Here is a 26,742-nt window from a genome sequence, read left to right on the forward strand (position 1 = left end):
AGGTAACCGGTCGCCCGCGCAACAGCCTTGCGTCCTTAGTAGTCTTTCCTCCAGCGGACGGAAAGCTTCGCGTCGTTCTGGCCGCCGATTCTGGACACCAGCGACAGGGTCCGGCGCACGCGCCACTCGACCTGCGCCGCCGGCCCTTCGCGGCCACCACCGATGATCTCGAGATAGACGTCGTCGGTCACGTACTTGCCGCCAGACACCGTCATGCCGGTAGCGCTCTCGGCAAAGGCCAGGCGATCCAGGCGCGCGAAGCTGCGCAGGTTGCCGATCACGTCGAAGCCGCCGCCGCCGGCCATGGCGGCCAGGGCCGAGGCCAGCTGCGCGGCCTCGATCGGCGACAGCTGGGCGGCCGATGATCCGAACAGCACCTGGCTCAGAACCTCGTCGCTGGGTAGTTCGGGCCGCGAGGTCAGGGTGATCTCCGGCTTGGCGGCCGTGCCCAGGATCCGCACAACGGCGGTCAGCGAGGCGTCCTCGCGCGTCGCCGACAGGTCCAGGCGGATACGATCCAGCTGGGTCGACAGATACACGACGCCGTCGTCGTCGAACTCGAAGCGCTTGCCGGCGAAGTCGTACTCGCCACGCACGACCCGGGCGGTGCCGCCCAGGACCGGGGCCAGCGAGGTGCCGCCGACGTGAGCGTCCAGCGACAGCTCCACGTCCAGGCCCCGGCCACGCACGAACACCCGGCGGGCGGCCTTGAGATCCAGGTCCAGGATCATGCCGCCGGTGGTCGGGCGGCGCTGCAGGCCCTGGTCCAGGTCCTGCGGCCGGTTGCGCTCGATGACGTCCATGGCCACGACGCCGACCGGGGTCTTGCTCTGGGCCGAGACGTCGGCGCGGTCGATGGTCACCGCCCCCGACAGCTTGATCTTGCCGTCGGCCGAGCGGTTGACGCTGGCCTGGCCGGTCGCCACGGCCGAGGCCAGATCGTTGTCGATCAGGCGGAAGCTCTTCATGTCGAGCTTGAAGTTGCCGATCCCGTCGCGGGCCAGGCTGATGCGTCCCGCGCCCGAAACCGAACCGCCCTGCCCGTCCTCGCCGATGGCCTGGCTGACGTCGATGGCGTTGTCGGCCAAGGCCGCGCGGAGGGTGACGTTGCGCAGCTTCAGACCCGTCTGGCCGTCCTCGAAGCCGCCCCGATCCAGGGTCGCCTGACCGATCAGACGCGGGTCGGCCAGGGTGCCGCCCAGGCTGGCCTGCAGGTTGATCTTGCCCGACAGCGAGCGATCGGCGCCCATCAAGAGGTTCCAGAGCGGCTTGATCTCGCCCTGGGCCATGAACTGGCCATTCACGCCGCGCTTCTTGTCGATCACCAGCCGCAGCGGCTTGGCCGAGGCCTCGACCGGCAGGGTCAGGTTGGCTTCGGCCTTGAGGCCCTGGCTGTTGTCGCCGTCCGCGACGATGGTCAGGCGGGTATCGGAGAGTTCGCCATGGACCTTGGCGTTCAGGGACTGCTCGATCTTGGCCCCCCGCTCGCGGGCGTTGGCCAGACGCATGTCGAAGTCGCCGGCCAGGCTCTCGCCCTGGCCGCGCAGGTTGAACGACCCGTCGATGTCGCCGTCCAGATCGGGATTGAAGGCGGAGATCGCCACCCCGGCCAGTTGCGCCTTCAGCATCGCCGTCGCACCGCCCAAATCGGCGTCGATGTCGGCGCGGCCCTTGTCGATGGCCAGGCGCAGACGGGCCTGGGTCGGGCCGTCGCCGAAGCGGACCTTGGCGGTCTCGCGCGTCTTGATTTCGGTGCGGCCCATGCGGCCAGCGGCGTCGAGAGACAGGTCATAGACCTTGCCCGTCTGGGCCAGGGCGCCAGAGCCGCCGATGCGCCAGCGCCCGCCGGGCGCGTCGCCCCGCGCGTCGATGGACAGCGGCAGGCGCGTCAGCGGGCCGTCAGCCTTGATCCGCGCCGAGCGCACCTTCCAGGCCCCGAACGCCACGTCCTCGGCGGTCAGGTCGAGAATCGCGACCGCAGAACCGCCGCCGGGCGCATCGACCAGCTTGGCCGCGCCCTTGACCTGGCCCTGCGGCAGGAAGGCGCCGGGGCCGACGGCCACGGTCAGATCGGCCGTCGCCGGCATGCCGTTGCGCAGGGAGACCGCCCCCTTGGCCTTGGCCCCGCCAGCGTCGACGTCCAGCTCCGAGAGTTCGATGCCGCCCTGCGAGAAGCGGAAGGCCGAGCGGCCGCGCGCCGGACCATAGGTGCTGTCGGCCTGCAGCGCCGCGACCCCGTCCGTGGCGTTGGGACCGCGGGCGAAGGTCAGGGTCAGATGCGCCTTGGTCAGCGGCAGCTTGGGCAGGTCGATACTGTCGAAGTCGGCCTTCAGCTCGGCCTTCGGGGCCGACAGCGTGCCGCCGACATGGCCGTCGCCCGCCGCCTTGCCGGCGACCTCGACCGGGCCGGCGCTGAACGGGCCCGTGGCCGTCCAGTCCAGCTTGAAGTCCAGGCCCAGGCCCTGGGCGATCATCTTGCCCGAGGACTTGAGGTTGGCGTTGGCGCCGATCAGCTGACCATCGGCGACGCTCAGCACGCCGTTGTTCCAGCCGGCCTTGGCGTTCAGACGCGGCGTTGCGCCCAGCAGACGGTCGATCTCGGCAAAGCCGGTGGCGAAATTGGCTGCGCGGCTATCGACGGTGAAGCTCCAGGGGCGATTGGCGAAGCTGTTGGCGGTCCACTTGGCGGTCACTGAGCCCTTGGCGCCCTGCCGCACGGGACCAAGGCTCGCCACGCGCATCTCGCCGTTGAATGACAGGCCGCCCAGCACGCCGCGCTCGCCCTTGCCGGTCACCACCAGATTGGGGGCGTCGACGCGGGCCGACTTGATCAGGAACTGGCCGCCCTTGACCCGCGCGCCCTCGAAGGTCGCCTTCGGGCTCGAGCCCAGCACAGCCAGCAGGCCCGTTCCGCCGCCGCCCGCGCCCGCGGCCTGGGCGCTGATGTCCAGCTCGCCCTTGGCCAGGCGAACCTTGACCGGTCCCTTCAGACGCTTGAGGCGGTAGCCCATCAGCTCCAGATCGGCGACGTCGGCGTCGCCCTCGACCGAAAAGCCGCCATCCTCCAGCCGGAAGACCCCGTCAGCCAGGCCTTGCCCCATCTGCGGAATGGTGACGATGCGCTTCAGCTGGCCGATGCGGGCCGTGAAATTCAGGCCATCCGGGCCGGTGCGCTTCTTGGCCAGATCCGCCAGACCGTCAGCCTGCAGCGTCAGGTTCTCGGCCTGCACGTTCAGGGTCAAGGCCGACAGGCCGTCCTGGGTCGCCTTCTTGCCGTCCAGGGTGAACTCGGCCTGCGGACCGAAGATCTTGGCCGGGTAGCGGGTCAGGGTCGAGGCGGTCAGGTCCATCCGGCCGCGGGCGGAACCGCCCTGCTCCGTCCAGGCGCCCTTGGCCTCCAGCGGCGTGGTGTTCCCCGAGCGCGCGATGACGTCGAAGGCGGCGCGGCTCATGGTCCCGTCGGCCTTGGCCTTCAGATCGAACGGCCGGTCGGCGGGCAAGCCAAGGGCGCCAGCGATGGCGCCGCCATTGGCCTCGGTGGCGTCGGCCAGCAGATGCAGGCTCTTGGAGCGCCCCAGGTCGAAGTCGAGGTTGACGTGGTCGCCAGCGTGCAGGCGCGACTTTACCGCCAGATTGCCCTTCTGGCCGCCTTGTCGGGCCATCTCATAGGCGCCGGTGACGTCGAAGTCCCCATCGCGGCCACTGAACGCCGGTCGGGTGACCAGACGCAGGGCGAAAGCGTCGAGATCGACCGAAACGGGGGCGGCGCTGGACTTGCCTTTGGGTCCCATGGTCGGGCGGCGCAGCACGATGACGTCGCGGGCGTCGATGCGCTCGGCGTGGAAACGGCGGCCGAACAGCTCGGTCGGACGCCAGGCCACGCGCACGTCGTGGGCCTCCAGCCAGACGCCCTTCTCGTCGGAGATGGTCAGGCGGCGAACGCCGAAATCCTTCCAGATGTCGCCCGACAGGCCTTCGATATGCAGCTTGCCGATCCGGCCCAGCTTCAGGCCCGAGGCGCGGGCCTCCAGGAACATGCGGCCCTGCGGCGTGATCGGCGCAAAGCGCAGGCCGCCGGCCATGACGATCAGGATGCCAGCCAGGATCGCGGCGGCGATCAGCAGCGCGCCGCCCCAGCCGATCTTCTTGGCGACCTTGACCGCGGCTTCCCCCGTCGCCTCGGCGGCCTGGGCGACCGACTCTGTCAGGTCAGGCTTGTCCTGCTCGCCGCTCAAAAGCTCTGCCCGATGCTGAGATAAACCTGGAAGGCCGGGTCGCCCTTGCGGCGGCCCAGCGGCACGGCGACGTCGGCGCGGATCGGGCCGAAACCGAGATCATAGCGAATGCCCAGGCCCGCGCCGGCGCGGAAGTCCTGGCTCTGGGGCATTTCCTGGGTGCTGATGGCGCCGGCGTCGATGAAGGCCACGCCGCTCCACTTCGACGTGATTTTCTGGCGCAGCTCGAATGAGGTCTCGACCAGGGAGACGCCGCCTTGCGGCGTGTTGTCGGTCAGGCGCGGGCCGATGGCCTGATAGGCATAGCCGCGCACCGATCCGCCGCCGCCGGCATAGAATCGCCGCGCCGCCGGGATGTCGGGAATGCCGCCGCCCAGGATGGCGCCCAGCTTCAGGCGGCCGGCCAGGACCGTGCTGGCCTGACGCCCCAACGGCAGATAGGCCGAGCCCTGGGTGGTCAGCTTCAGATAAGGCAGGGTCGTGTCGCCGACGACATAGGTCGGCTCGCCGCGAGCCTCGAGGCGCCAGCCGCGCTTGGGATCCAGGATGTTGTCCGAGAAGTCCCAGGCGTAGGCCGCCAGACCGGCGAAGGTGGCCAGGTTCAGCTTGCGCCCCGCCAGGCCGCCACTGCGGGCGATCTGATCCTTGGTCTGCGACAGGTCCAGCGAAACGCCGAAGGTGCGGTAGGCCGTGGTCTGACGACGCCGGGTCAGATCGACGCCGACGGTCGCGCCGGTTTCGTTGTAGGCGTCGGTATCGTTGCGGAACAGAGCGCTGTTCAGCTTCAAGGTCTGTTGCGGCCGCCGCCAATGGGGCAGCGAAATCTCCGCTCCCACCCGCTGCTCCAGCTTGGCGAAACGGACGGCATAGGTGGTAGTGTCGGCGCGCTTCAGGCGATTGTAGCGGATCCAGCGGGTGTCCACGCCAGCGCCTTCGCTGGTCGAGAAGCCCGCGCCGACTTCAATGGTGCGGGACTTGCGATCCGACAGGGTGACGACGACCGGCCGCAGGCCCTGGGGCGTCGCCTTGTCGGGACCGGCCAGCGACACCGAAATCGAATCATAGACGGCGGTGTCGCGCAGCCGGCGCTCCAGCTCGGCGACGTCCTCGGGATCGTAGACGTCGCCTTCCTTCCACGGGGTCAGGTGCAGGATCCAGTCGGGGTTCGTGCGCCCCTTGGTGACCACCTCGACGCCGTCCAGATGCACCAGCTCGCCGGACGAGATCTTGAACGCCGGACGCACGGTGTTGTCGGCGTGGTCGACGATGACCTCACGCGGTTCGGCCATGGCGTCGGCGTAACCAAGCTTGGCGACCTGGGCGACGACGCGCCCCTCGGCGCCGACCACATCGGCCGAACGACCGGGCTCGCCGACGGTCAGACGCATGGCGACGGCGGCGCGCTGGCGCACGCCCTCGTCGGGCGGCGCGCCGGACCAGTCGATACGGGGGTCGGCAAGGGTGAAGACCGGGCCCGGCGTGATCTTGACCACGGCGCGTGGCGGCTCGCCGTCCAGGACGTCGGGTTCGACCGTGTAGCCGTAGTAGCCTTCGGAGCGCAGGACGGCGATTGCGTCCTCGCCGGCCTGGCGGGCGCGGCGTCGGGCCTCGGCGCGGCTCTGGGGAGAGGTCTTGGATTGGGTCAGGGCGCGCTGGATGGCGTCGCGCAGGGCTTTGTCCTCGACGCCTTGGATCTGGGCCATCGGCTCGTCGGCCCAAGCGATCGTGGCGGTCAGCCACATCACAGCAGTCAAGGCCAGGGTGGTCCGCCCAAGCACCAAATTACGTTCCCCGCGCGAAGCGCCCCCGCCCTTGCTGTAGTCCGGGGCGCCGCTGGTGTCACGCATCGAAATGCAACGAACTGCCCACAAGCTGCGCTTAGCAAACGGGGCGAACGGCGCCCAAATCATGAGCAGCCATGCGCAATCGTGCGGCGACGGTCGAATCCGTCGCTTTCGACGTGCAGGACGCTCTAAGTTCGATTGGACGCGATCGCTTCGGCCAGCGCGTCCAATGACTTAAATATAGGTCTCAAGGCGGAATATGGGCGTGGACAAGAGCGTGGCGGCAAAGACACCAACCCAAGCGGATGCGCCGCCCCTGCCGATGATGGATGCGGCCTATCTGCCCGGCGTGGCGTATGACGAGATGTTCACGGCGGAAGGCGATGTTCGTCGCCATTACGACCCGCTGCACGGCCGGATGTCGACGCTGGGCGCCGAGGAACTGGCCGGCCGCCAGCGCACGCTGGAGCGCTCGTTCCTGCTGCAGGGCATCACCTTCACCGTCTACGGGGCCGAGAACACCACCGAGCGGATCATTCCGACCGACCTTTTCCCGCGCATCATTCCGGCCGACGAGTGGCGTCGGATCGAGGCCGGCCTGATCCAGCGGCTGCAGGCGCTGAACCTGTTCCTGGCCGACATCTATGGCGATCAGCAGATCCTGATGGACGGGGTCGTACCGCGCGAACTGGTGCTGGGCGCGCCGTCGTATCGCCGCGAAATGCAGCACCTCTACGTGCCGCATAAGGCCTATGCGAACGTCTGCGGCAGCGACCTGATCCGCCAGCAGAACGGCGAATTCGCCGTGCTGGAGGACAATCTGCGCGTCCCGTCCGGCGTCTCGTACATGCTGGCCAACCGCGATGCGGCCAAGCGCACCTTCCCCGGCACCTATCGCGCCGCCGGGGTGCGCCCGGTCGAGCGCTATCCGGACCTGCTGCTGTCGACGCTGAAGAGCATGGCCGCCGACTGGCGCAACGACCCGCAGGTCGTGGTGCTGACCCCCGGCGTCTACAACAGCGCCTACTACGAACACGCCTATCTGGCCCGCCTGATGGGCGTGCCGCTGGTCGAGGGCCGCGATCTCGTCGTGCACGAGAACATGGTCTACATGCGCACCACGACCGGCATCCGTCGCATCGACGTGATCTATCGCCGGGTGGACGACGACTTCATCGACCCTCTCACCTTCCGCCGCGATTCGTCGCTGGGGGCCGCGGGCCTGTTCAACGCCTACCGCGCCGGCAATGTCGTGATCTGCAACGCGCCGGGCACCGGCGTCGCCGACGACAAGGCCGTCTACGCCTATGTCCCCGACATCATCCGCTACTATCTGGGCGAGGACGCCATCCTGCCCAATATCGAGACCTTCCTGTGCCGCGAGGCCCGGCAGCTGAGCCACGTGCTCGACAATCTCGACAAGTACGTGGTCAAGGCCGTTGGGGCCTCAGGCGGCTACGGCATGCTGGTCGGCCCCCACGCCAGCCAGAAGGAACGCGACGACTTCGCCCAGGCGATCAAGGCCGATCCCGAGAACTACATCGCCCAGCCGACCATCCAGCTGTCAACTGCGCCCTGCCTGGTCGACGGCCGCATCGAGCCGCGCCACGTTGACCTGCGCCCCTTCATCCTGTCGGGCGAGAAGACGGTGGTGACGCCCGGCGCCCTGACCCGCGTGGCGCTGAAGCGCGGCTCGCTGGTGGTCAATTCCAGCCAGGGCGGCGGTTCGAAGGACACCTGGGTGCTGGCGGACGAGAACGGCCATAACGGCTCCAATGGCCATGCGAACGGGAGCGCCCGCCCATGATGCTCGCGCGCGTAGCCGACAGCCTTTACTGGCTGGGCCGATACATCGAACGGGCCGAGCACCTGTCGCGCCTGTCCTCGGTGATGCTGAACGCCACCCTGGACCAGACGGATTCGGGGGCTCAGGCCGTGTGGATCGCCATGGCCGCCGTCGGCGAGCCGGGCGACGGCATCGACATCGGTTCGTTCGAGGCCGCCGAGGCCCTGGTGCTGGATCGCCAGGATCCGAACTCGGTGGTGTCGTCGCTGGCGCGGGCCCGCGAGAACGCGCGCCAGGTCCGCGACCAGATCACCACCGAGACCTGGGAGCGGCTGAACCTGCTGTATCTGAAGGTCACCGACGCCAAGGCCGGCAAGGAGTTCTCGGACGGCTCGGCCAACTTCCTGCACGACGTGATCGCCGACCTGCACCTGTTCAAGGGCGCAGCCGACACCACCATGAGCCACGGCGAGAACTGGCGGTTCATGATGCTGGGCATCTACATGGAGCGCGCCCAGCTGGTCTCGCGCCTGTTGGAGGTGTGCTTCGCCGAGACGCCCCAGCGCGGTCCGCTCGACGACCATGTGGCCCTGGTCAGCGTGCTGCGCATGGCCTGCGCCCTGGAGCCCTACCTGCGCGCCTACACGGCCGAGATCGAGCCGCGGCACATCCTGGAATTCCTGGTCTTCGACGAAGACTTCCCGCGCTCGATCCGCTTCGCCACCAGCCAGATCGAGCAGCACCTGACGGCCCTCGCCCGCCGGGTGTTCGCCGGCGAAAGCGCCGCGCCCGAACGTCTGGCCGGACGCCTGAAGGCCCGCCTGCAGTTCGCCGACGTCGATGAGCTGGAAGCCGTCGGCGCCGGCCCGCTGCTGACCACCGTCGTCAACGAATGCGCGCGCATCCACGAAGCGATCTACGAGACCTTCGTGGCCTATCCGCTCGAAACGCGCCTCCCGGCCTAGGACATCACGCAGTGCTGCTCGAAATCCGCCACGTCACCCAATACCACTACGAGCGCCCGGTCCGGGAAAGCCTGATGGAGCTGTGGATGCAGCCCCAGAAGACCGCCCGCCAGCGCCTGGTCAGCTTCGAGCTGGACCTGGAGCCGGCCGCTCAGGTGTTCTCGTACGCCGACAGCTTCGGCAACGCCGTCTATCACTTCGACGTGCCCCAGCCGCACGACAAGCTGACCATCATCGCCCGCTCAGCGGTCGAGACCGAGGCTCCGGCCGATCGACCAGCCCATCTGGACACCGGCGAGTGGGACCGGCTGCGCAGCGAGTTCGTCCGCGGCGAATGCTTCGACTTCCTGCGTCCGCACGGCTTCGTCCAGACCACCGACGCATTGCAGACCTTCATCAACGAGCACGATCTGGAGGCGCTCAAGCGCCGTGATCCGCTGACCGCGGTGCGCCTGCTGTCAGAGACGATCTACAAGGCCTTCGAGTATCAGCCGGGGGTGACGGACGCCGATAGCCCGATCGATCTCGCGCTCAGCGCCGGGCGCGGCGTCTGCCAGGACTTCGCCCATATCATGCTGGCGGTCTGCCGCAGCTGGGGCGTGCCGGCGCGCTATGTCTCGGGCTATCTGTTCACCGACCGCGAGGCCGGCGACCGCTCCGATCCCGACGCAACCCACGCCTGGGTCGAGGTCTTCCTGCCCAGCCTGCGCTGGGTGGGCTTCGATCCGACCAACAACATGATGACCGGCGAGCGTCACGTCGCCGTGGCCGTCGGCCGTGACTATGCCGACGTCACCCCCTCACGCGGGGTCTACAAGGGCGATACGGAAAGCCAGCTGGCGGTCGGCGTCACCGTGCGCCGGGCGCGCGCGGCCGTGGCGGAACCGGAATTCCTGCGCATGGCCCGCCCCAGCTTCGCGGGTGGTCGCCGCCGCCCCGACGCCGCCCTGCGCGAGGACCTGCACCAGCAGCAGCAACAACAGCAGCAGTAACCCCTACTGCAGGATCTCGGGCGGCAGATTGGCGGCGAAGCGACGCGCGATGTCCAGCGCGCCGGCGGCGCCGCCCGCACGAGGACCGATGCGCTCGGTCTTGAGGAACTGCACGCCGGCTTCAGCGCCAGAACGCCAGACGACCTCGGCCAGGTGAACCCGGCGGCCGCCCGCGTCGACGAAGATGAACTTGTCCGGCGGCGTGGCGATCCCCGAGGTCGACAGGCGCGCGCCGCGCTCGGCGATGTCCAGCAGCGAGCACTTCCACGAGCGCGGATCGTCGACGATGTAGATCTTGCGGGCCGCGGGCATCCGAGGATGTACGCGACGCTCCGCGCCCGAAGGCTCGATCATGGACATTCGACTTCAGAACTCCCGGTCAGCGCGTCACGGATTCTAGTTTAGGACGCATTTGATCCGGAGCGTGCTTAACAGAAAGCGCCTTACACGGCGTAAACGTGCGTTTTGCGCGCGGCGATCTTCACCGCGCCCTGGAAAAGAGCAGCCTCGGCGCGCGAAGCGCTGATCTCCAGCGGGTGACCGTCCAGGGTGGCGGCGCTGACGGCGGTCAGCGGACCCTGCACGTGGGCGCGCTCGACCCTGACCTCGAAGCCAGTCTCATCCAGCACGAAGTCGTGCGGGCGGACATAGGCCGTCGCCGCGCCGTCGCGCACGCCCGCGGCCGGCAGACGCAGGGCGCCGGCGGTGAATTGCCCGCCAGCAACCTGGCCTTCGAAGCTATTGGCCTCACCGACGAAGCCGCAGACAAAGGCCGTCTGGGGCTGGTCATGGACCTGGTCGGGCGTGCCGACCTGCTCGATCTGGCCCTTGTTGAGGATGGCCACGCGGTCGGCCAGCTCCAGGGCCTCCTCTTGGTCGTGGGTCACGAAGATGGTGGTGACGCCGGTGGCGTCGTGCACGCGGCGCAGCTCCTTGCGCAGCGACTTGCGGACCGTGGCGTCCAGGGCGCCGAACGGCTCGTCCAGCAGCAGCACGCTGGGCTGCACGGCCAGGGCGCGCGACAGCGCCACGCGCTGACGCTGGCCGCCCGATAGCTGCGAGGGGTAGCGCTTGCCCAGACCATCCAGCTCGACCAGCTTGAGAAGCTCGTCGACCCGCTTCTCGATCTCGATCTTGGACGGCTTGTCCTTGCCCTTGCGCACGTCCAGGCCGAACGCGATGTTCTTGGCCACGGTCATGTGCTTGAACAGCGCATACTGCTGGAAGACGAACCCCACGCGGCGTGCGGCCGCCGAGGCGAAGGTCACGTCCTGGCCGTGGAACAACACCTGGCCTGCGTCGGGAAATTCCAACCCAGCGATCGTGCGCAGCAGCGTCGTCTTGCCCGAGCCCGACGGCCCCAGCAGCGCCAGCAGCTCACCGTCGGCGATCTCGAGATCGACCTTGTTGAGGGCCGGGTAGCGACCGAACTTCTTGTCGACAGAGCGGATGGAGATGGTCATGGAAGGCCTTGAATCCGTTCAGTGTCCGCCGCGCCCGGTGCGGGGCTGGGCAGCCTCGACCGCCGTCTTCAGCACCAGGGTCACCACGGCCAGCAGGCACAGCAGGGCCGCGACGGCGAAGGCGCCGACGAAGTCGTACTCGTTGTAGAGGATCTCGACGTGCAGCGGCATGGTGTTGGTCAGGCCGCGGATATGGCCGCTGACCACCGACACCGCCCCGAACTCGCCCATGGCGCGGGCGTTGGACAGCAGCACGCCGTACATCAGGCCCCAGCGGACGTTCGGCGCGGTCACCCGCCAGAAGGTGTAGAGGCCCGAGGCGCCCATCGAGATGGCCGCCTCTTCCTCGCTGGTCCCCTGCTCCTGCATCAGCGGGATCAGCTCGCGGGCCACGAACGGGAAGGTCACGAACACGGTGGCCAGCACGATGCCAGGCACGGCGAAAATGACCTTGATGTCGTTGTCGACCAGCCATTCGCCAAACCACCCCTGCATGCCGAAGATCAACACGTAGATCAGACCCGCCACGACGGGCGAGACCGAGAACGGCAGGTCGATCAGGGTGATCAGCAGCGGCTTGCCGCGGAACTCGTGCTTGGCGATCGCCCAGCTGGCGCACAGGCCGAAGACGGCGTTGAACGGCACGGCGATGGCGGCGGTCAGCAGGGTCAGCTTCACGGCGGCCAGGGCGTCGGGATTGTTGACCGCGACCAGAGCCGCGTCCAGACCCCGGCGCAGGGCTTCGGCGAACACGGCCGCCAGCGGCACGATCAGGACCAGCGCCAGGAAGACCAGCACCACGCCGATAACCAGGGCCTTGGCCCAGGCCGGATCGTCGGTGGCGCGCCGGCTACGGGACGGAGCGGCGCTCATCAGTCGAACCTCCGCGACCAAGCCTGGATGGCGTTGATGACCAGCAGCATCGTGAACGACACCGCCAGCATGACCACGGCGATCGTCGCGGCCCGCGCGTACTCGAACTGCTCCAGCTGGATGATGATCAGCAGCGGCGCGATCTCGGACTTGTAGGGCATGTTGCCGGCGATGAAGATCACCGAGCCGTACTCGCCCACGCCCCGCGCGAAGGCCAGGGCGAAGCCGGTCAGCCACGCAGGCGCCAGCGCGGGCAGGATCACCCGGAGGATGGTGTCGATGCGGTTCGCGCCCAGGCTGGCGGCGGCCTCCTCGACGTCGTCGGCGGCGTCGCGCAGGACAGGCTCGATGGTGCGGACCACGAACGGCAAACCGATGAAGGTCAGGGCGATGACCACGCCCACCGCGTTGTAGGCGGCCTTGACGCCCAGCGGCGTCAGGAACTGCCCGATCCAGCCATTGGGCGCGTACAGCGTCGCCAGGGCGATGCCGGCCACGGCCGTGGGCAGGGCGAACGGCAGATCGACCAGGGCGTTGACCAGGGTCTTGCCGGGAAACTCGTAGCGCACCAGCACCCAGGCGGTCAGCACGCCGAACACGCCATTGACCACGGCCGCGACGAACGCCGCCCCGAAGGTCAGGCGATAGGCGGCCATCGCGCGCTCGGAAAAAGCCACGGCCCAGAACTCTGACGGCGACAGCTCGGCGGCCTTGATGGCCACGGCCGACAGCGGGATCAGCACGATCAGCGACAGCACGCTGAGCGTAACGCCCATCGTCAGTCCAAAGCCGGGAATGGCCGAGCGACGGCGAAACAGCGGCCGCCGCGATGGCGCGCTAGCCCGGATGGCGGCGGTGTCGGCGGTCATCGTCTGATCGTCGTCCTGGGTCCGGGCTCGCCAGTTGGCTCAAGGCAAAGGTTGAAACGCACGGACGCCCGATCGGTCGCCAGCGGCGCTGAAACTGAGCCGCTTAAATCTCTAGCCTGGCGATGGGGCAACGGAGAAACGTCGGGCGGAGCGACAGAAAAACTCTGCATGCCGCTCGAGGCCGGAGAATAGGGTGGAAGGCGGCGTATCTTCGCCGCAGAACCTCTGCAAGATCAGAGGTTTGAAATGGTAGGCCGGGTGGGGTTCGAACCCACGACCATTCGATTAAAAGTCGAATGCTCTACCACTGAGCTACCGGCCCGCTCTCGATCCGGCGGGTACCGGGGGAAGCGGCGCGGACCATAGTCGGGGGCTTTCCGCGTCGCAAGCACGGTTTCGCCGTTTTTCAGAAGGATGACGGTAAAGCTGTGGGTGGGTTAGGGTAGGACATGCGTAGAACCTTGCTTTTGGCGGCCGTTTGCGGCGCGACCCTGGCTTCCGCGGCCTTCGCGAAGCCGCAGCAGCCGCCGCCTTTGCTGGGCGCGCCGCCTCAGCAACGCGACGATTATCCGGTCGAACCGACCGACGACGGCCGAATCAGATCGACCTCGGAAGCCAATCGCGAGGGAATCACCGGAGCCATGAGCGCGCCGCTGCGCGACGTGAATCTGGTCCGCACCAAGATCCCGCGCGTGCTGCTGGAAGCGATGGACGATCCGTATCAGCGGCCGACCGAAGCCAGCTGCAAGACGCTGATCGCCCTGATCCAGCCGCTGGACGTCGCCTTGGGCGAGGACATCGACCAGAATCCGCCGACCGAGGATGAGGATCTTCTGGACCGCGGGCGCAAGGCGGCCGGCGGGGCGGCCCTGGGCGCGGTGGCCACCACGGCTCAGGGGCTGATCCCCATGCGGGGCTGGGTGCGGAAGCTGACCGGGGCCGAGCGCCACGATCGTCTGGTGCAGAGCGCCGTCGCCTCGGGCGCCGTGCGCCGCGCCTATCTGAAGGGCCTGGGCGAGGCTCGGGGCTGCAATCCGCCCGCCACGCCGCAGCACAAGCCGCCGCCGGCGCCGGTCGTTGTCGAACCCGGCATGCCGCCGCCGCGCGACCGCTACGGCCCGCTGAGGCCCCGCTTCCCGATCGTCAAGGAAGAAGCTCCGCGCGTGCCGAAGGGACCGGCCTACTAGCCGTTTGCGAGGTGGCGAGCCCGGAAGTCGCGGCGGAACTGTTCGAAGCGGCCTTCGGCGATCGCGGCGCGCATGGCGGCGGTCAGGGCCTGGAAGAAGGCGATGTTGTGCCAGGACAGCAGCACCTGGCCCAGGATCTCCTCGGCCTTGAACAGGTGGCGCAGATAGGCCTTGGAATAGTCCCGGCTGGCCGGGCAGTCGCTGTCCGGGTCGAGGGGTGACTCGTCCTCGGCATATTTGGCGTTCTTGATGTTGATCGGCCCGTCCCAGGTCCAGGCCTGGCCATGGCGGCCCGAGCGGGTCGGCAGCACGCAGTCGAACATGTCGACGCCACGCGCCACGGCTTCCACAAGGTCGATCGGCTTGCCCACGCCCATCAGGTAGCGCGGACGGTCCTCGGGCAGCATGCCGGGCGCGTAGTCCAGCACCTCGCACATCGCCTCGTGCCCCTCGCCGACCGCCAGGCCGCCGATGGCGTAGCCGTCGAAGCCGATCTCGCGCAGGCGATCCGAAGACTCGCGGCGCAGGTTCTCGAAGGTCGAACCCTGCTGGATGCCGAACAAGGCCTGGGTGTCGCGGGTCCCGAAGGCGGTCTTGGAACGCACCGCCCAGCGGGCCGACAGCTCCATGCCCTTGCGCGCCCTCGCCTCTTCGGCCGGCCAGGCAACGCATTCGTCCAGCTGCATGACGATGTCGCTGCCCAGCAGGTCGGCCTGGATCTCGATCGAGCGCTCCGGGGTCAAGACATGCTTGGAGCCGTCGATATGGCTGGAGAAGGTCACCGCCTCCTCGGTCAGCTTGCTGATCCCCGACAGGCTCATGACCTGGAAGCCGCCGCTGTCGGTCAGGATCGGTTTGTCCCAGCGCATGAACTTGTGCAGTCCGCCCAGGCGATGCACCCGCTCGGCCGAGGGGCGAAGCATCAGGTGATAGGTATTGCCCAGGATGATGTCGGCGCCGGTGTCCTTGACCTGATCGACGGTCATCGCCTTGACGGTCGCGGCCGTGCCCACGGGCATGAAGGCCGGGGTGCGGATGTCGCCGCGCGGGGTCTTCAGGAGGCCGGTGCGGGCCTTGCCTTCGGTGGCTTTGATCTCGAAGGGGAACGCGGCCATCAGGAGTTCTCGTCTTTGAACAGCAGGCTGCCGTCGCCGTAGGAATAGAAGCGATAGCCGGTCGACACGGCGTGCTCATAGGCCGCCCGCATGGTCGCCTGGCCCGCGAAAGCGCTGACCAACATGAACAGGGTCGACTTGGGCAGGTGGAAGTTGGTCATCAGCATGTCGGCGGCGCGGAAGCGGTAACCGGGCGTGATGAAGATGGCCGTCTCGTCGGCGAACGGCCGCACGATGCGGTCCTCCCCGGTGGCGCTTTCCAGCAGGCGCAAGCTGGTCGTGCCGACGCAGACGATGCGGCCGCCGGCGGCGCGCACGGCGTTCAGGGCGTCGGCGACCTCAGCTGTCACCTCGCCGAACTCGGCGTGCATCTTGTGGTCGGAGACGTCGTCGGTCTTGACCGGCAGGAAGGTCCCCGCCCCCACGTGCAGGGTCACGAAATGCAGCGACACGCCCTTGGCCTTCAGCGCCGCCAGCAGGTCGGGCGTGAAGTGCAGGCCGGCGGTCGGAGCGGCCACCGAGCCGTCCTCGCGGGCGTAGACGGTCTGGTAGTCGGCGCGGTCGCGCGCGTCTTCGCCCCGCTTGGCGGCGATATAAGGCGGCAGCGGCATGTCGCCATGGCGAGCGATGCCGATGTCGAGATCAAGGCCGGAGACGTCGAAGGCCAGCAGCACCTCGCCGCCCTCGTGCTTCTCGACGACCGTGGCGTCCAGGCGATCCGCTTCGCACGCGCGATCATCGCGAGCCCCGAAGGCGACGCGGTCGCCGACCTTCAACCGTTTGCCGGGACGCATGAAGGCGCTCCAGCGATCAGGGGCGACGCGGCGGTGCAGGGTCGCCTCGACGGCCACGGGCGTGCCGTCCGCCCCGCCGGTCGTGCGGCCTTCGCGCAGGCCGGCCAGACGCGCGGGAATGACACGCGTGTCGTTGAAGACCAGGGCGTCGCCCGCCTGGAGAAAGTCGGGCAGCTCGCGCACGACATGGTCAGCCAGGGGCTGGCCGGGGCGGACCACGAGGAAGCGCGCGGCGTCGCGGGGCTCGGCCGGACGCAGGGCGATGCGGTCCTCGGGGAGGTCGAAATCGAAGTCGGAAAGGCGCATGGGCGCGTTTCAAGCGCACGATGGACCGTTCAGGTCAAGACATACGCCGCCAGGCGAGCGCCATGGACAACCTGAACGGGTTGCGCACAGTTTCACATAACGCCATTCTTCGGGGGAAGATCGCTATGAACCGCCTGCTCGTTTCCGCGCTCGCGCTGCCGCTGCTGCTGACCGCTTGCGAGGCCAAGAAGGAAACGCCGCCTGCCGCGCCGGCCGAGGAGCGCACCGTCGCCACGGCAGTCGACGCGCCCGCCCCAGCGCCTGCCGCCTTCCAGCACGATCCGGCGTTGGAGCTGGTCGGCTTCTATTTCGTGGAGACCCAGGCCCAGGTCGCTCGCTGGCGGCTGATGAACCTCTCGGTCGGCCAGCCTGCCGACTTCGCGGCCTGGGAGGCGGGCAAGCGCGACCCGAAAAACCCGCCCATCACCTTGATCTTCGCCAATATCGACAGTCCGGCGAAAAAGGACGAGCTGGAGCAGACCATCCACCAGACGACCCTGACCCTCGTTCCTGACAGCTATCAAATCGATGACCAGCGGGTGTTCCTGCACGCCAACACCCAGGAACTGGGTGAGGTCGTGCTGGAGCTGACGCCCGATCTGGCGGCCTACAAGGCCGCGCGGACGGCGGGTCCGAATGGCGGCGCGCAGCGCGTCTTCACCGGATCCCTGCAGATCGGCGCCGAGCGGATCCGCAATATCAGCTTCTTCCACCACCCCGGCGAGTAGGGCGAAGCATCCTTTACGGAGCCGTGTTATGGGCGGCTCATGCGCCTGATCGTCCAGCTCCTGAGTCTCCTGGTGCGTGGCACCGCCCTGATGCTGGGCCTGGTCGGCTGCGGCCTCGCCATCGCCTGCCTGGGCGGCGCCTGGAGCGACCGGCTGGACGCTTTCACCCATGGCGCACCGCTGTGGCTGGCCATGGGCGTCGGCGCGGCGGCGCTGGGGGCGGTCTTCGCCCGCGGCGGCGAGCGCTGGGTGATGGTCGGACTGGGCGGCGCGACGATCGCCGCCTGCGCCGTGTTGATGCTGCCGGAGATGGTCGCCGCCTCACGATTTAAACCGGCGACGGTCGCCGCCAGCGACCTGAAGATCATCCAGTTCAACATCTGGCACGACAACCGCACGCCCGAGAAAAGCCTGGAGTGGATCCGCGCTCAGGACGCCGACGTGGTGATCCTGGAGGAAGCCGGCGGCTACGCCATGCCGGTCATCAAGGCGCTGCGCGAGGACTATCCGTTCGCCTCGTGCGACAAGGCCGCCCGCTGCGAGACCTGGATCTTCTCGCGCAAGAAGATGCTGGATCGCGGCAGCGTGCCGATGGACAAGCCCTACCTGTCGGGCGCCTGGGCGACCCTGGCCGATCCCAAGGGCCCGTTCACGGTCGCCGGCGTGCACTACACTTGGCCGATCCCCGCCGGTCCGCAGCAGGCCCAGTCGCGCAAGCTGGTCGAGACCCTGAAGCCGTTCGGGACGAAGAGCACCATCCTGACCGGCGATTTCAATTCCACGCCGTGGTCGTTCACGCTGAAGCGCCAGGACAAGGCCCTGGGTCTGCGCCGCTGGACCCGCGCCCTGCCCTCGTGGCCCGCTGGCAAGTTCTCGCGCGTGGCGGCCGCCCCGGCCCCGTTCCTGCCGATCGACCACGTCTATGCCGGCTCGGAATGGCATGCGGTGCAGATCGAGCGCGGTCCGGCCCTGGGCTCGGACCACCGGCCGATGGTGGTTACGCTGCGCCGCCGGTAAGCTGAGCGATCTCGCGCCGCAGGTTGGCGCGAGCCCGCCCCTCGAAACGCGCGGCGAAGTCGGCGTCCGGAAACAGCACCGGCGCCGCCAGGAAATGACCCAGCACCGCGGCCCGGGCGGGACGATAGACGTCCTCGGGCACGTGGCCGTATTCCTCGCGGATGGCGCGGGCATAGGCGTCGTAGGTTTCGGGATCGGCGGCCAGGATCGACAGGTCGATCGACACCATCAGCGCGCCGAGCGGATCGCCTTCCGGGACCTGGTGGCCCTTGGTCAGCAGGATCAAGCGCTCGACCTCGGCGATATCGTCGGGCGCATAGCCGAGTTCGGGAAGATCGCGGGCCGCCAGTTCGGCGCTGAGCGCCTCGTTGTCGCCGCGCGTCGGGTCATAGACCGCGTCATGCCACCAGAAGGCGGCCGTCAGGACCGCACGATCGCGGTCCGACAGGTCGGAAACCGCCGCGAGCCGCGCCAGGCAGTCCTCGATATGCGCCAGGGTATGATACCGGCGCCGAGGCTCCGCATAGGCGGCTCGCAGCGAAGGCGTCACGCGTCGGCGGCGATCTTGGCGCTGACGATCTTGCCCGGAGCGCGCGGCGGCTCGCCCTTCGGCAGGGCGTCGACATTGTCCATGCCCTCGGTCACCTGGCCCCAGACGGTGTACTGCTTGTCCAGGAAGGTGGCGTCGTCGAACACGATGAAGAACTGGCTGTTGGCCGAGTCGGGGTTCGGGGTGCGAGCCATCGAGCAGACGCCGCGCACGTGCGGCTCGGCGTTGAACTCGGCCTTCAGGTCCGGCTTGTCCGAACCGCCACGGCCGGTGCCCGACGGATCGCCGCCCTGGGCCATGAAGCCCGGGATCACGCGGTGGAAGACGACGCCGTCATAGAAGCCCTCGCGCACCAGTTCCTTGATGCGGGCGACGTGGCCCGGCGCCAGGTCGGGACGCAGCTTGATCGTGACCGGACCGGTCTCGAGGGTCAGGATCAGGGTGTTTTCGAGGTCAGCCGACATGGTCTTCCCTTGGGGATGCGAGTGTTGTGACCGCGCTTCTAGCGCGGTTCACGCCCGCCTGTGAACCAAGTCACGCGATAAACCGGTAATGGGTTCAGTGAACCTCGACCGGCAGGTCGATGTCGCAGACCGAGAAGTCGGCCCCCTTCAAAGTCCGCAGCCGCTTGGTCTCGGCCGCAAACCATGGCCCCCTGGGGTCGATCACCCGAACTGCAGGGCGCTGGCTGGCCGGAATGTCCGACAGCAGGCGCACCCGCTGCATCTGGTCCTGCGGCGCGGCGACAGGCTCGCCGGTCTTGATGGCGCGCACCGCGTCCAGGCCGCTGATCACCCGGCCAAAGGCGGTATAGCGCTTGTCCAGCGACGGATAGGGCTGGCGCATCAGGAAGAACTGGCTGTTGGCCGAGTTGTTATCCTCGTCTCGAGCCATGCCGATCACGCCGGAGCAATAGGTCCCCCAGGCCGCGACCTTGCGGTCGGGGGTCACGTCGTTCCAGCTCCAGGCCTGACTGGCCACGGGCAGCGACTTGATAAAGCCCACCTCGAGCCCGGCCGGAGCGGCCATGGGAACGAAGGCGGTGTCGGCAGTGCGGCGGAAGGTGAACTCGGCCTTGAGGTTAGGCCGATCCGAACCGCCCTCGCCCGTATTGGTCGGGTCGCCGGTCTGGGCCATGAAGCGATCGATGACCCGGAAGAAGGTCCGGCCGTCATAGACGCCAACACGGGTCAGGTCCTGCAGGCGCGCGACATGGTTCGGCGCGACCTCGGGGACCAGCTCGACCAGCACCCGACCCTTGTTGGTGTCGATCACCATGATCGTGTCCGGCGCCGGCGTGCGCCAATCGGCTTCGACGAGCTTGACCGGCCCTGCCGCGAGCGCCGGAGCCGAGGTCGTCGCCAGGCTGAGCCCGGCCAGCAGCGCGCGGAGGATCATGTCATTTCACCTGATCAGTTACTTCACTTGAACGGGGATCTCGACGTCGCAGTTGGTGAAGGCTGCGCCGACCTCGGCCTGACGCTTGGCCACCAGGGCCTGGAAAGCGGCCGAGCGCGTATCCATCACCTGGATCGACGGGCGCTTGTCGGCCGGCAGGTCGGCCAGCAGCTTGACGCTGACCATCTTGTCCTGCGGATCGGGAACCGGCTCGCCGGTCTTGATGGCGCGCACGACGTCCTGACCCGACAGCACGCGGCCGAAGGCGGTGTAGACCTTGTCCAGCGACGCGTTGTGCTGGCGCATGAAGAAGAACTGGCTGTTGGCGCTGTCGGGATCGCCGGCGCGGGCCATGCCCAGCGTGCCCGAGCAGAAGTTGCCCCAGGTCGACACCTTGCGGTCGGCGGTCATCACCGCCAGGGCCGCCGGCTGGCTGGTCACCGGCAAGGCGCCGATCCAGCCGGTTTCGTTGGAGCCGACCTTGAAGGGCGCGCCCAGCGGCAGCTCTGCGCCGCGACGGAAATTGAACTCGGCCTTCAGGTCGGGCTGATCGGAACCGCCCATGCCGGTGTTCTGGGGATCGCCCGTCTGGGCCATGAACTCGTCGATGACCCGGAAGAAGGTCAGGCCGTCATAGAAGCCGGCCTTCACCAGGCCACGGACGCGCTCGATATGGGCGGGAGCGGCCTCGGGGCTCAGCTCGGCGATGATCCGGCCCTTGTTGGTCTCGACGACGATGACGTTATTGGGGTCGGGCGTACGCCAGTCGGCGGTCTGGGCCGAGGCCGTGGTGGCGGCGAGCGCCAGCACGGCGGCGGTCATGGCGAGCTTCATCGAATACCCCGAACAGAATAGGTCGGGGTCGGCGTAGAACGCCACGACCGCCCCGACAAGTGCGGCGACTGTTGAAGCTGATGATTCCGGCCGCTTCTGGGCGGTTTAGTTCGTAAGCTGCGGCGGGAAATCCAGCTCGAACTCCGACAGCGACGGCGCGCCGCCAAAGGTCGACTCGCCGTTGCGGCCCGCATAGCGGTCCAGCAGCGTCGAATAGGTGGTGAAGCGGATCTTCTTGGCCTCGGTGTCGAAGGTCATGAACCGCATCCAGCCCGCGCCGCCATTGGCCGAGTCGGGCTTGCCATCCGGGCCAATGGTGTTGCCCTGATAGTCCTGGATCAGCTGGTAGACCGGCCGGCCGGCGTCATTGCGGTCGATCCGCAGGTTCTCGCCTTCGGACTTGCCCTCGACCGCCGGCGTGTAGGCGTGGCCGCACAGGACCATGAAGATCATCGCGTTCTTGCGGATAAAGCGGTCCCAGACCTGGTCGGGCGACAGGTGGTCGCTATTGGGGAAGTAGGAGGCCTGGCCGTTCGAACGCGGCGCCTTGCGGGGCTCCAGCCACTCGTGGGTCGTGACCATGACCGGCAGGCCCGGATGGGCGTCGATCACGCCCTGGGCCCAATCCAGCGCCGACTGCGGGGGCTCCATCTCCAGCGACAGGTGCAGGAAGCGCTTGCCGCCGCCGGTGAAGGTCTGGAAGCTGTTCATGCCGTTCGTCGAGGCGCCGCCGTACCAGGCCTTGCCGGCGAAGTGGCGCGACTGCGGACCGAAATAGAAGCTCCAGGCCCGGCTGCCGGCCAGCGGCTTGGACGGGCCCAGGCCCGCTTCCGGCCAGTAGCTGTAGTTGTCGTAGTCGTGGTTGCCCGGCACCATGCCGAACGGCACGCCGCTCGCGCCCAGGATCGAGACGGCGCGGTGGGCGATGTCCCACTCCTGGCGGGTGTCGAACGTCTCGTACTGGCCTACGGCGTCCGGACGGGCGCGGCGGAACTGGCCGTCGCCGTGCTGGACGAGGTCGCCGACGAAGGTGACAAAGGCCAGGTTCTTCTCCTGGCGGGTGTCCGCCAGATAGCGCATCTGCTGCTCGAAGGTGTTGGCCCCGCGCGGCTGCGGCAGAGTGATGTCCGAATAGTTCTGGGTGTCAGAAACGACGGCCACGGTGAAGACCTCGGCCAGCGCGGCGGTCGCCGTTGCAGCCAGCGCCAAGCTCAGAGCCAAGCCGGCTCCCAAACGCCCAAGGGTCTTCATCCGCGCACTCCCGATAACTGAAGCGCAGGCCATACGACGCAATTGTGAACCTTTGACCGGCGGGCGCCGCCTAGCCCTTGCCCACCTTGGCCAGCAGCTGCTCGGCCACGCCGGCGGGCACGAACTTGCCGATATCGCCGCCCAGCGTAGCGATTTCCTTGACCAGGCGCGAGGCGATCGCCTGGTGGCGCGGATCGGCCATCAGGAAGACGGTCTCGATCTCGCGATCCAGCTGCTGGTTCATCGCCGTCATCTGGAATTCGTATTCGAAGTCGGCCACGGCGCGCAGGCCGCGCACGATCATCTGGGCGTTCACTTCGCGAGCAAAGTGCATCAGCAGGCTCTCGAACGGCCGGACCTCGATCTGGGCGATCTTGGTCAGGTGCGCCGTCTCCTGCTCCAGGATGGCGACTCGCTCGTCCAGCGAGAACAGAGGACCCTTGCCGCTGTTCACAGCGACGCCGATCACCAGCTTGTCGACCAGCTTTACGGCCCGACCGATGATGTCGAGGTGACCGTTGGTGACCGGATCGAAGGTCCCCGGATAAAGCCCAACCCGCATGCAGCCCCCTACTTTAGGTTTGAGGGTTACGGGGTCTCGTCCGCCCCGCTGTCCTCGCCTTGGTTATCGTCGCCGCCGGAATCGGCGAGACGCTCGACGCTGACGACATGCTCGTCCTGCGCGGTGCGGAAGATGGTTACGCCCTGAGTATTCCGCGCTGCAACACGAATTTGCGAGACGGGCACCCGGATGAGTTGACCCGCGTCGGTGACCAGCAGGATCTGGTCGGTCTCGTCGATCGGGAACGAGCCCACCAGACGACCGCCACGCTTGCTCAGATCCTGCGCGGCCAGGCCCTGGCCGCCGCGACCGGTGCGACGGAAGTCGTAGGCGCTGGTGCGCTTGCCGAAGCCCTCCGACGACACGGTCAGCAGGATTTCCTCGGCCGCGCCCAGTTCGGCGATGCGTTCCGGCGTCAGGGTGGTTTCGTCGCCGTCCTCTTCGCCCTCTTCCACGGCGACGGGAGCGTCATCGCCCTCTTCGCCCGCGGCGCGCAGCATGGCGCGCTGGTGCTTGAGATAGGCGGCGCGTTCGGCCGGAGTGGCCGCCACGCTGCGCAGAACGGCCATCGAGATGACGGTGTCGTCGCCCGCCAGCTTCACGCCGCGCACACCGGTCGAATCACGGCTGGCGAACACGCGCACCTCGTCGACCGAGAAGCGGATACAGCGGCCGGCAGCCGTGGTCAGCAGCACGTCCTGTTCGGCGTTGCAGACGGACACGCCGACAATGCCGTCGCCTTCGTCCAGCTTCATGGCGATCTTGCCGTTGCGGCGGACGTCCACGAAGTCGGAGAGCTTGTTGCGACGTACGCTGCCCGAGCGGGTGGCAAACATCACGTCCAGAGCGCCCCAGGTCGCCTCGTCCTCCGGCAGAGCCAGGATCGAGGTGATGGTTTCGCCCGGCTCGATCGGCAGAAGGTTGACGAACGCCTTGCCGCGCGAATTGGCGACGCCCTGCGGCAGGCGCCAAACCTTCAGCTTGTAGACCTTGCCGCCCGAGGTGAAGAACAGCAGCGGCGCGTGGGTCGAGGCCGAGAACACGCGAGTGACCGCGTCCTCGGTCTTGGTCGCCATGCCCGACTTGCCCTTCCCGCCCCGATGCTGGGTGCGGTAGTTGGCCAGCGGCGTGCGCTTGACGTAGCCGCCCATGGTGACGGTGATGACCATGTCCTCGCGGACGATCAGGTCTTCATCTTCCACATCGGCTTCGCCGTCGACCATCTGGCTGCGGCGCGGGATGGCGAACTTTTCGCGCACCTCGACCAGCTCCTGACGGACCACCGCCATGATGTTGGCGCGGTCCGACAGCAACTCCAGATAGCCGCGGATGGCGTCGGCCAGGGCGGCGGCTTCGTTGCCGATCTCGTCACGGCCCAGGCCCGTCAGACGCGACAGGGTCAGGGCCAGGATGGCGCGGGCCTGCTCGTCGGTCAGACGGATCAGGCCGCCGTCTTCCTGCACGGTGCGCGGGTCGGCGATCAGCTCGACCAGCGGCAGCATGTCGCCGGCCGGCCAAGCCCTGGCCACCAGGCGCTCGCGGGCCTCGGTCGGATCCTTGGACGAGCGGATGATGTGGATGAACTCGTCGATATTGGCGACGGCGATGGTCAGGCCGACCAGCACGTGGCCGCGATCGCGGGCCTTGCCCAGTTCGAACTTGGTCCGGCGGACGACGACTTCCTCGCGGAACTCGACGAACAGCTGCAGCAGCTTGTGCAGGCCCATCTGCTCGGGACGACCGCGGTTCAGCGCCAGCATGTTGACGCCGAACGAGCTTTGCAGCGCCGTAAAGCGGTACAGCTGGTTCAGGATCACTTCGCCCGAGGCGTCGCGCTTCAGCTCGACGACGATGCGCATGCCTTCGCGGTTGGACTCGTCGCGGATGTCGGCGACGCCCTCGATCTTTTTGTCGCGAACCAGCTCGGCGATGTACTCGACCAGGTTGGCCTTGTTCACCTGATACGGGATCTCGGTGATGATGATGGCTTCGCGGCCGGCGCGGATCTCGTCGACGGTGGCGACGCCGCGCATGATGACCGAGCCGCGGCCCGTCAGCAGCGCCTGGCGCGGACCCGCGCGGCCGATGATCTCGCCGCCGGTCGGGAAGTCGGGGCCGGGCACCAGGTCCAGCAACTGATCGGTCGTGACCTCCGGGTCGTCGATCAGCAGCAGGCAGGCGTCGATGATTTCGCCCAGATTGTGCGGCGGGATATTGGTCGCCATGCCGACGGCGATGCCGCCCGCGCCGTTGACCAGCAGGTTGGGGATCCGCGATGGCAGGACGGTCGGTTCCTGCTCCTTGCCGTCGTAGTTGTCGGCGAAGTCGACCGTGTTCTTGTCCAGGTCGGCCAGCAGCGACATGGCCGGCGGGGCCATGCGGCACTCGGTGTAACGCATGGCGGCCGGCATATCGCCGTCGACCGAACCGAAGTTGCCCTGGCCGTCGATCAGCACCAGGCCCATCGAGAACGACTGGGTCATGCGGACCAGGGTGAAATAGATCGAGGCGTCGCCGTGCGGGTGATACTTACCCATGACGTCACCGACCACGCGGGCCGACTTGACGTAGGACCGCTCGGGCGTCTGGCCCTGCTCGTGCATCGAGAACAGCACCCGGCGGTGAACCGGTTTGAGACCGTCGCGCGCGTCCGGCAGGGCGCGGCTGACGATGACGCTCATGGCGTAATCGAGATACGAACGACGCAGTTCGTCCTCGATATTGATCGGTGCGACATCCCCGCCCGGAGCTTCAGGAGGGATGGTGTTTTGATCGTCGCTCAAGGGGATTTTTCGCCGTCAGAATCGGACACGGAACCGTTGAAAACCGTTAGCATTTCGAAGGAGATGGCGCCACCTTCCCAGGCGTTTCGTCCCCATCGTTCGCTTGACTAGAGAAGGAATTCCGCATGCGTAGCCTCCCCGCCGCGACCGCGCTCGGCCTTGCCGCCGTCCTGATGGCCGCCCCGGCCCTGGCCCAGACCACTGCGACCGCCTCCGTCAAGACGGGCGACGGCAAGGACGCCGGCGTCATCACCCTGACCGAAGCCCCGCACGGCGTTCTGCTGAAGCTGGAGCTGAAGGGCCTGACGCCCGGCTGGCACGCCATTCACTTCCACGAGAAGGGCGATTGCGGCGCCCCCGCCTTCACCTCGGCCGGCGCCCACGTCCACACCACCGAGAAGGTCGTGCACGGCCTGCTGAACCCCGACGCCAACGACAATGGCGACCTGCCCAACATCTTCGCCCATGCCGACGGCGCAGCGACGGCCGAGGTCTACTCCACCCTGGTGTCGCTGAAGGGCGCCGGCGGCCGCCCCGCCCTGCTGGACGCGGACGGCAGCTCGGTCGTCGTCCACGCCAGCCCCGACGACCACAAGAGCCAGCCGATCGGCGGCGCCGGCGCCCGCGCCGCTTGCGGCGTGATCAAGTAGTCATGCGCATCTGGCGGCTGTCGCTTCTCGCTCTCACGCTGGCCGCGACGGCCGCCTGCCATGACTCCAAGCCGGCTCAAGACGCTGGCAAGGACGCCAAACCACCTGTCGCACCTGCTCAGCCGGCGACGGAACTGGTCACGCTGGCCTGGACGCCGGCGAACGCTGAACAAAATCTGCAGTCCTTCGACCTCCAGCTGACCGGCGCGGAGCTCATTTCCATCTGCCGCAAGCCGCCCGGCTGGGTGCTCGAGCGCACGGCCGGCGGGATCAAGGGCTACGCCACGGTCGGCGCCGGCTTCGTCAGCGTCGAGCACCTGGGCGACCTGAACGACCTCTTCCTGATCCGCCCGCAGGCTGGCCAGACGCTGGGGGTCAAGGGCAAGCTGCTGACAGGCGTCTATGCCGACGACGGCGGCCAGAGCGAGGTCCCGGCGACGCCAGCCCTCCTGCGCCGCTCGCCAGCCAAGGAATGCCCCGGGCGCTAGGTGTCGAAGCTATGAAGGTTGTTCACCCGGAGGCGGGCTTGAACGAAGCTGGGGTTGCGACACTCCACTTCCAGAGCCGGAAGCCCCCGGATGAACATCCATCACAATGCCC

23 protein-coding genes and 1 tRNA gene are annotated in these 26,742 nt (G+C 68.0%); 8 read left to right on the forward strand and 16 right to left on the reverse strand.

The features are described 5' to 3' along the window. Window positions 1-35 precede the first annotated feature (35 nt). Together E1H18_RS25390 and E1H18_RS25395 are read right to left on the reverse strand one after the other, a co-directional pair. Window positions 36-4,208 (reverse strand): translocation/assembly module TamB domain-containing protein, encoded by a 4,173-nt coding sequence (locus tag E1H18_RS25390; protein ID WP_172274831.1) that lies wholly within the window; start codon window positions 4,206-4,208, stop codon window positions 36-38. A 23-nt stretch (window positions 4,209-4,231) separates the two neighbouring features. Next, complete coding sequence (locus E1H18_RS25395) at window positions 4,232-6,016, reverse strand: autotransporter assembly complex family protein (RefSeq protein ID WP_172274834.1); 1,785 nt, start codon at window positions 6,014-6,016, stop codon at window positions 4,232-4,234. Between the two features lie 280 nt (window positions 6,017-6,296). Between E1H18_RS25395 and E1H18_RS25400 the strand changes: the two genes are divergently transcribed. The 3 genes from E1H18_RS25400 to E1H18_RS25410 are packed head-to-tail and all read left to right on the forward strand — an operon-like array spanning window position 6,297 to window position 9,762. Then, complete coding sequence (locus E1H18_RS25400) at window positions 6,297-7,826, forward strand: circularly permuted type 2 ATP-grasp protein (protein WP_172274836.1); 1,530 nt, start codon at window positions 6,297-6,299, stop codon at window positions 7,824-7,826. Next, the gene (locus tag E1H18_RS25405) at window positions 7,823-8,770 is read left to right on the forward strand and encodes an alpha-E domain-containing protein (protein WP_172274762.1); all 948 of its coding nucleotides are present in this window, start codon (window positions 7,823-7,825) and stop codon (window positions 8,768-8,770) included. The genes E1H18_RS25400 and E1H18_RS25405 overlap by 4 nt, the downstream gene beginning before the upstream one ends. An 11-nt stretch (window positions 8,771-8,781) precedes the next feature. Then, complete coding sequence (locus E1H18_RS25410; RefSeq protein ID WP_172274765.1) at window positions 8,782-9,762, forward strand: transglutaminase family protein; 981 nt, start codon at window positions 8,782-8,784, stop codon at window positions 9,760-9,762. A 3-nt stretch (window positions 9,763-9,765) separates the two neighbouring features. On the opposite strand, the gene E1H18_RS25415 is transcribed toward E1H18_RS25410, so the two are convergent. From E1H18_RS25415 to E1H18_RS25435, 5 genes are all read right to left on the reverse strand, one after another. Beyond that, window positions 9,766-10,122 (reverse strand): PilZ domain-containing protein, encoded by a 357-nt coding sequence (locus E1H18_RS25415; protein WP_172274767.1) that lies wholly within the window; start codon window positions 10,120-10,122, stop codon window positions 9,766-9,768. Window positions 10,123-10,205: 83 nt separating this feature from the next. Beyond that, the gene (locus E1H18_RS25420) at window positions 10,206-11,225 is read right to left on the reverse strand and encodes a sulfate/molybdate ABC transporter ATP-binding protein (RefSeq protein ID WP_172274770.1); all 1,020 of its coding nucleotides are present in this window, start codon (window positions 11,223-11,225) and stop codon (window positions 10,206-10,208) included. Between the two features lie 18 nt (window positions 11,226-11,243). Further along, the gene (gene cysW, locus E1H18_RS25425; protein WP_172274773.1) at window positions 11,244-12,098 is read right to left on the reverse strand and encodes a sulfate ABC transporter permease subunit CysW; all 855 of its coding nucleotides are present in this window, start codon (window positions 12,096-12,098) and stop codon (window positions 11,244-11,246) included. After that, window positions 12,098-12,967 carry a sulfate ABC transporter permease subunit CysT gene (cysT, locus tag E1H18_RS25430; RefSeq protein WP_172274776.1) on the reverse strand — a complete coding sequence of 290 codons (870 nt, stop codon included), beginning with the start codon at window positions 12,965-12,967 and terminating at the stop codon, window positions 12,098-12,100. Before cysT ends, cysW begins: the two co-directional genes overlap by 1 nt. Window positions 12,968-13,214: 247 nt before the next feature. Then, a tRNA-Lys gene (locus E1H18_RS25435) sits at window positions 13,215-13,289 on the reverse strand. A gap of 127 nt (window positions 13,290-13,416) precedes the next feature. Between E1H18_RS25435 and E1H18_RS25440 the strand changes: the two genes are divergently transcribed. Continuing rightward, complete coding sequence (locus E1H18_RS25440; protein ID WP_172274779.1) at window positions 13,417-14,154, forward strand: hypothetical protein; 738 nt, start codon at window positions 13,417-13,419, stop codon at window positions 14,152-14,154. Here E1H18_RS25440 and tgt read toward each other — a convergent pair. Further along, window positions 14,151-15,269 (reverse strand): tRNA guanosine(34) transglycosylase Tgt, encoded by a 1,119-nt coding sequence (gene tgt, locus E1H18_RS25445; RefSeq protein WP_172274781.1) that lies wholly within the window; start codon window positions 15,267-15,269, stop codon window positions 14,151-14,153. The genes E1H18_RS25440 and tgt overlap by 4 nt on opposite strands. After that, window positions 15,269-16,369, reverse strand: a complete 1,101-nt coding sequence (gene queA, locus E1H18_RS25450) for a tRNA preQ1(34) S-adenosylmethionine ribosyltransferase-isomerase QueA (protein ID WP_172274784.1) — start codon at window positions 16,367-16,369, stop codon at window positions 15,269-15,271. Before queA ends, tgt begins: the two co-directional genes overlap by 1 nt. Window positions 16,370-16,494: 125 nt before the next feature. Between queA and E1H18_RS25455 the strand changes: the two genes are divergently transcribed. Next, entirely contained in the window at window positions 16,495-17,097 is a 603-nt protein-coding gene (locus tag E1H18_RS25455; protein WP_172274786.1) for a hypothetical protein, read from the forward strand. 39 nt (window positions 17,098-17,136) lie between these two features. Beyond that, window positions 17,137-18,114, forward strand: a complete 978-nt coding sequence (locus tag E1H18_RS25460) for an endonuclease/exonuclease/phosphatase family protein (RefSeq protein ID WP_172274789.1) — start codon at window positions 17,137-17,139, stop codon at window positions 18,112-18,114. Here the strand turns inward: E1H18_RS25460 and E1H18_RS25465 are convergent. The 7 genes from E1H18_RS25465 to gyrA all read right to left on the reverse strand — a co-directional run bounded on the left by E1H18_RS25465 (window position 18,095) and on the right by gyrA (window position 25,492). Further along, a complete protein-coding gene (locus E1H18_RS25465) occupies window positions 18,095-18,664 on the reverse strand; it encodes a phosphohydrolase (RefSeq protein ID WP_172274792.1) in 570 nt (189 codons plus the stop codon). The genes E1H18_RS25460 and E1H18_RS25465 overlap by 20 nt on opposite strands. Then, window positions 18,661-19,128, reverse strand: coding sequence for a peptidylprolyl isomerase (locus E1H18_RS25470; protein WP_172274794.1), 468 nt, complete (start codon window positions 19,126-19,128; stop codon window positions 18,661-18,663). Before E1H18_RS25470 ends, E1H18_RS25465 begins: the two co-directional genes overlap by 4 nt. 94 nt (window positions 19,129-19,222) lie before the next feature. Beyond that, window positions 19,223-20,062, reverse strand: coding sequence for a peptidylprolyl isomerase (locus tag E1H18_RS25475; protein WP_172274797.1), 840 nt, complete (start codon window positions 20,060-20,062; stop codon window positions 19,223-19,225). A gap of 18 nt (window positions 20,063-20,080) precedes the next feature. Continuing rightward, a complete protein-coding gene (locus E1H18_RS25480) occupies window positions 20,081-20,896 on the reverse strand; it encodes a peptidylprolyl isomerase (RefSeq protein WP_172274800.1) in 816 nt (271 codons plus the stop codon). Between the two features lie 105 nt (window positions 20,897-21,001). Then, on the reverse strand, window positions 21,002-22,117 hold the full coding sequence (locus E1H18_RS25485; protein WP_241736203.1) for a metallophosphoesterase: 1,116 nt from the start codon (window positions 22,115-22,117) through the stop codon (window positions 21,002-21,004). A gap of 100 nt (window positions 22,118-22,217) precedes the next feature. Beyond that, a complete protein-coding gene (gene coaD / locus E1H18_RS25490; RefSeq protein ID WP_172274806.1) occupies window positions 22,218-22,709 on the reverse strand; it encodes a pantetheine-phosphate adenylyltransferase in 492 nt (163 codons plus the stop codon). 26 nt (window positions 22,710-22,735) lie between these two features. Then, a complete protein-coding gene (gene gyrA, locus E1H18_RS25495; protein WP_172274809.1) occupies window positions 22,736-25,492 on the reverse strand; it encodes a DNA gyrase subunit A in 2,757 nt (918 codons plus the stop codon). A 125-nt stretch (window positions 25,493-25,617) separates the two neighbouring features. Between gyrA and E1H18_RS25500 the strand changes: the two genes are divergently transcribed. Then, window positions 25,618-26,142, forward strand: a complete 525-nt coding sequence (locus E1H18_RS25500) for a superoxide dismutase family protein (RefSeq protein ID WP_172274812.1) — start codon at window positions 25,618-25,620, stop codon at window positions 26,140-26,142. Window positions 26,143-26,144: 2 nt separating this feature from the next. Continuing rightward, the gene (locus E1H18_RS25505) at window positions 26,145-26,630 is read left to right on the forward strand and encodes a hypothetical protein (RefSeq protein ID WP_172274815.1); all 486 of its coding nucleotides are present in this window, start codon (window positions 26,145-26,147) and stop codon (window positions 26,628-26,630) included. The last annotated feature ends 112 nt before the right edge of the window (window positions 26,631-26,742 follow it).

The organism is Caulobacter sp. RHG1, from assembly GCF_013181195.1.
Lineage (GTDB): Bacteria > Pseudomonadota > Alphaproteobacteria > Caulobacterales > Caulobacteraceae > Caulobacter.

What these genes read in the sequence shown, in the direction of transcription:
- cysW (WP_172274773.1), bottom strand. Translation starts at nt 12,098, where the DNA reads ATGAGCGCCGCTCCGTCCCGTAGCCGGCGCGCCACCGACGATCCGGCC.
- E1H18_RS25505 (WP_172274815.1), top strand. Translation starts at nt 26,145, where the DNA reads ATGCGCATCTGGCGGCTGTCGCTTCTCGCTCTCACGCTGGCCGCGACG.
- E1H18_RS25455 (WP_172274786.1), top strand. Translation starts at nt 16,495, where the DNA reads ATGAACCGCCTGCTCGTTTCCGCGCTCGCGCTGCCGCTGCTGCTGACC.
- coaD (WP_172274806.1), bottom strand. Translation starts at nt 22,709, where the DNA reads ATGCGGGTTGGGCTTTATCCGGGGACCTTCGATCCGGTCACCAACGGT.
- E1H18_RS25405 (WP_172274762.1), top strand. Translation starts at nt 7,823, where the DNA reads ATGATGCTCGCGCGCGTAGCCGACAGCCTTTACTGGCTGGGCCGATAC.
- E1H18_RS25475 (WP_172274797.1), bottom strand. Translation starts at nt 20,062, where the DNA reads ATGATCCTCCGCGCGCTGCTGGCCGGGCTCAGCCTGGCGACGACCTCG.
- E1H18_RS25460 (WP_172274789.1), top strand. Translation starts at nt 17,137, where the DNA reads ATGCGCCTGATCGTCCAGCTCCTGAGTCTCCTGGTGCGTGGCACCGCC.
- E1H18_RS25415 (WP_172274767.1), bottom strand. Translation starts at nt 10,122, where the DNA reads ATGTCCATGATCGAGCCTTCGGGCGCGGAGCGTCGCGTACATCCTCGG.
- E1H18_RS25420 (WP_172274770.1), bottom strand. Translation starts at nt 11,225, where the DNA reads ATGACCATCTCCATCCGCTCTGTCGACAAGAAGTTCGGTCGCTACCCG.
- cysT (WP_172274776.1), bottom strand. Translation starts at nt 12,967, where the DNA reads ATGACCGCCGACACCGCCGCCATCCGGGCTAGCGCGCCATCGCGGCGG.
- E1H18_RS25500 (WP_172274812.1), top strand. Translation starts at nt 25,618, where the DNA reads ATGCGTAGCCTCCCCGCCGCGACCGCGCTCGGCCTTGCCGCCGTCCTG.
- E1H18_RS25440 (WP_172274779.1), top strand. Translation starts at nt 13,417, where the DNA reads ATGCGTAGAACCTTGCTTTTGGCGGCCGTTTGCGGCGCGACCCTGGCT.
- queA (WP_172274784.1), bottom strand. Translation starts at nt 16,369, where the DNA reads ATGCGCCTTTCCGACTTCGATTTCGACCTCCCCGAGGACCGCATCGCC.
- E1H18_RS25480 (WP_172274800.1), bottom strand. Translation starts at nt 20,896, where the DNA reads ATGAAGCTCGCCATGACCGCCGCCGTGCTGGCGCTCGCCGCCACCACG.
- E1H18_RS25470 (WP_172274794.1), bottom strand. Translation starts at nt 19,128, where the DNA reads ATGTCGGCTGACCTCGAAAACACCCTGATCCTGACCCTCGAGACCGGT.
- tgt (WP_172274781.1), bottom strand. Translation starts at nt 15,269, where the DNA reads ATGGCCGCGTTCCCCTTCGAGATCAAAGCCACCGAAGGCAAGGCCCGC.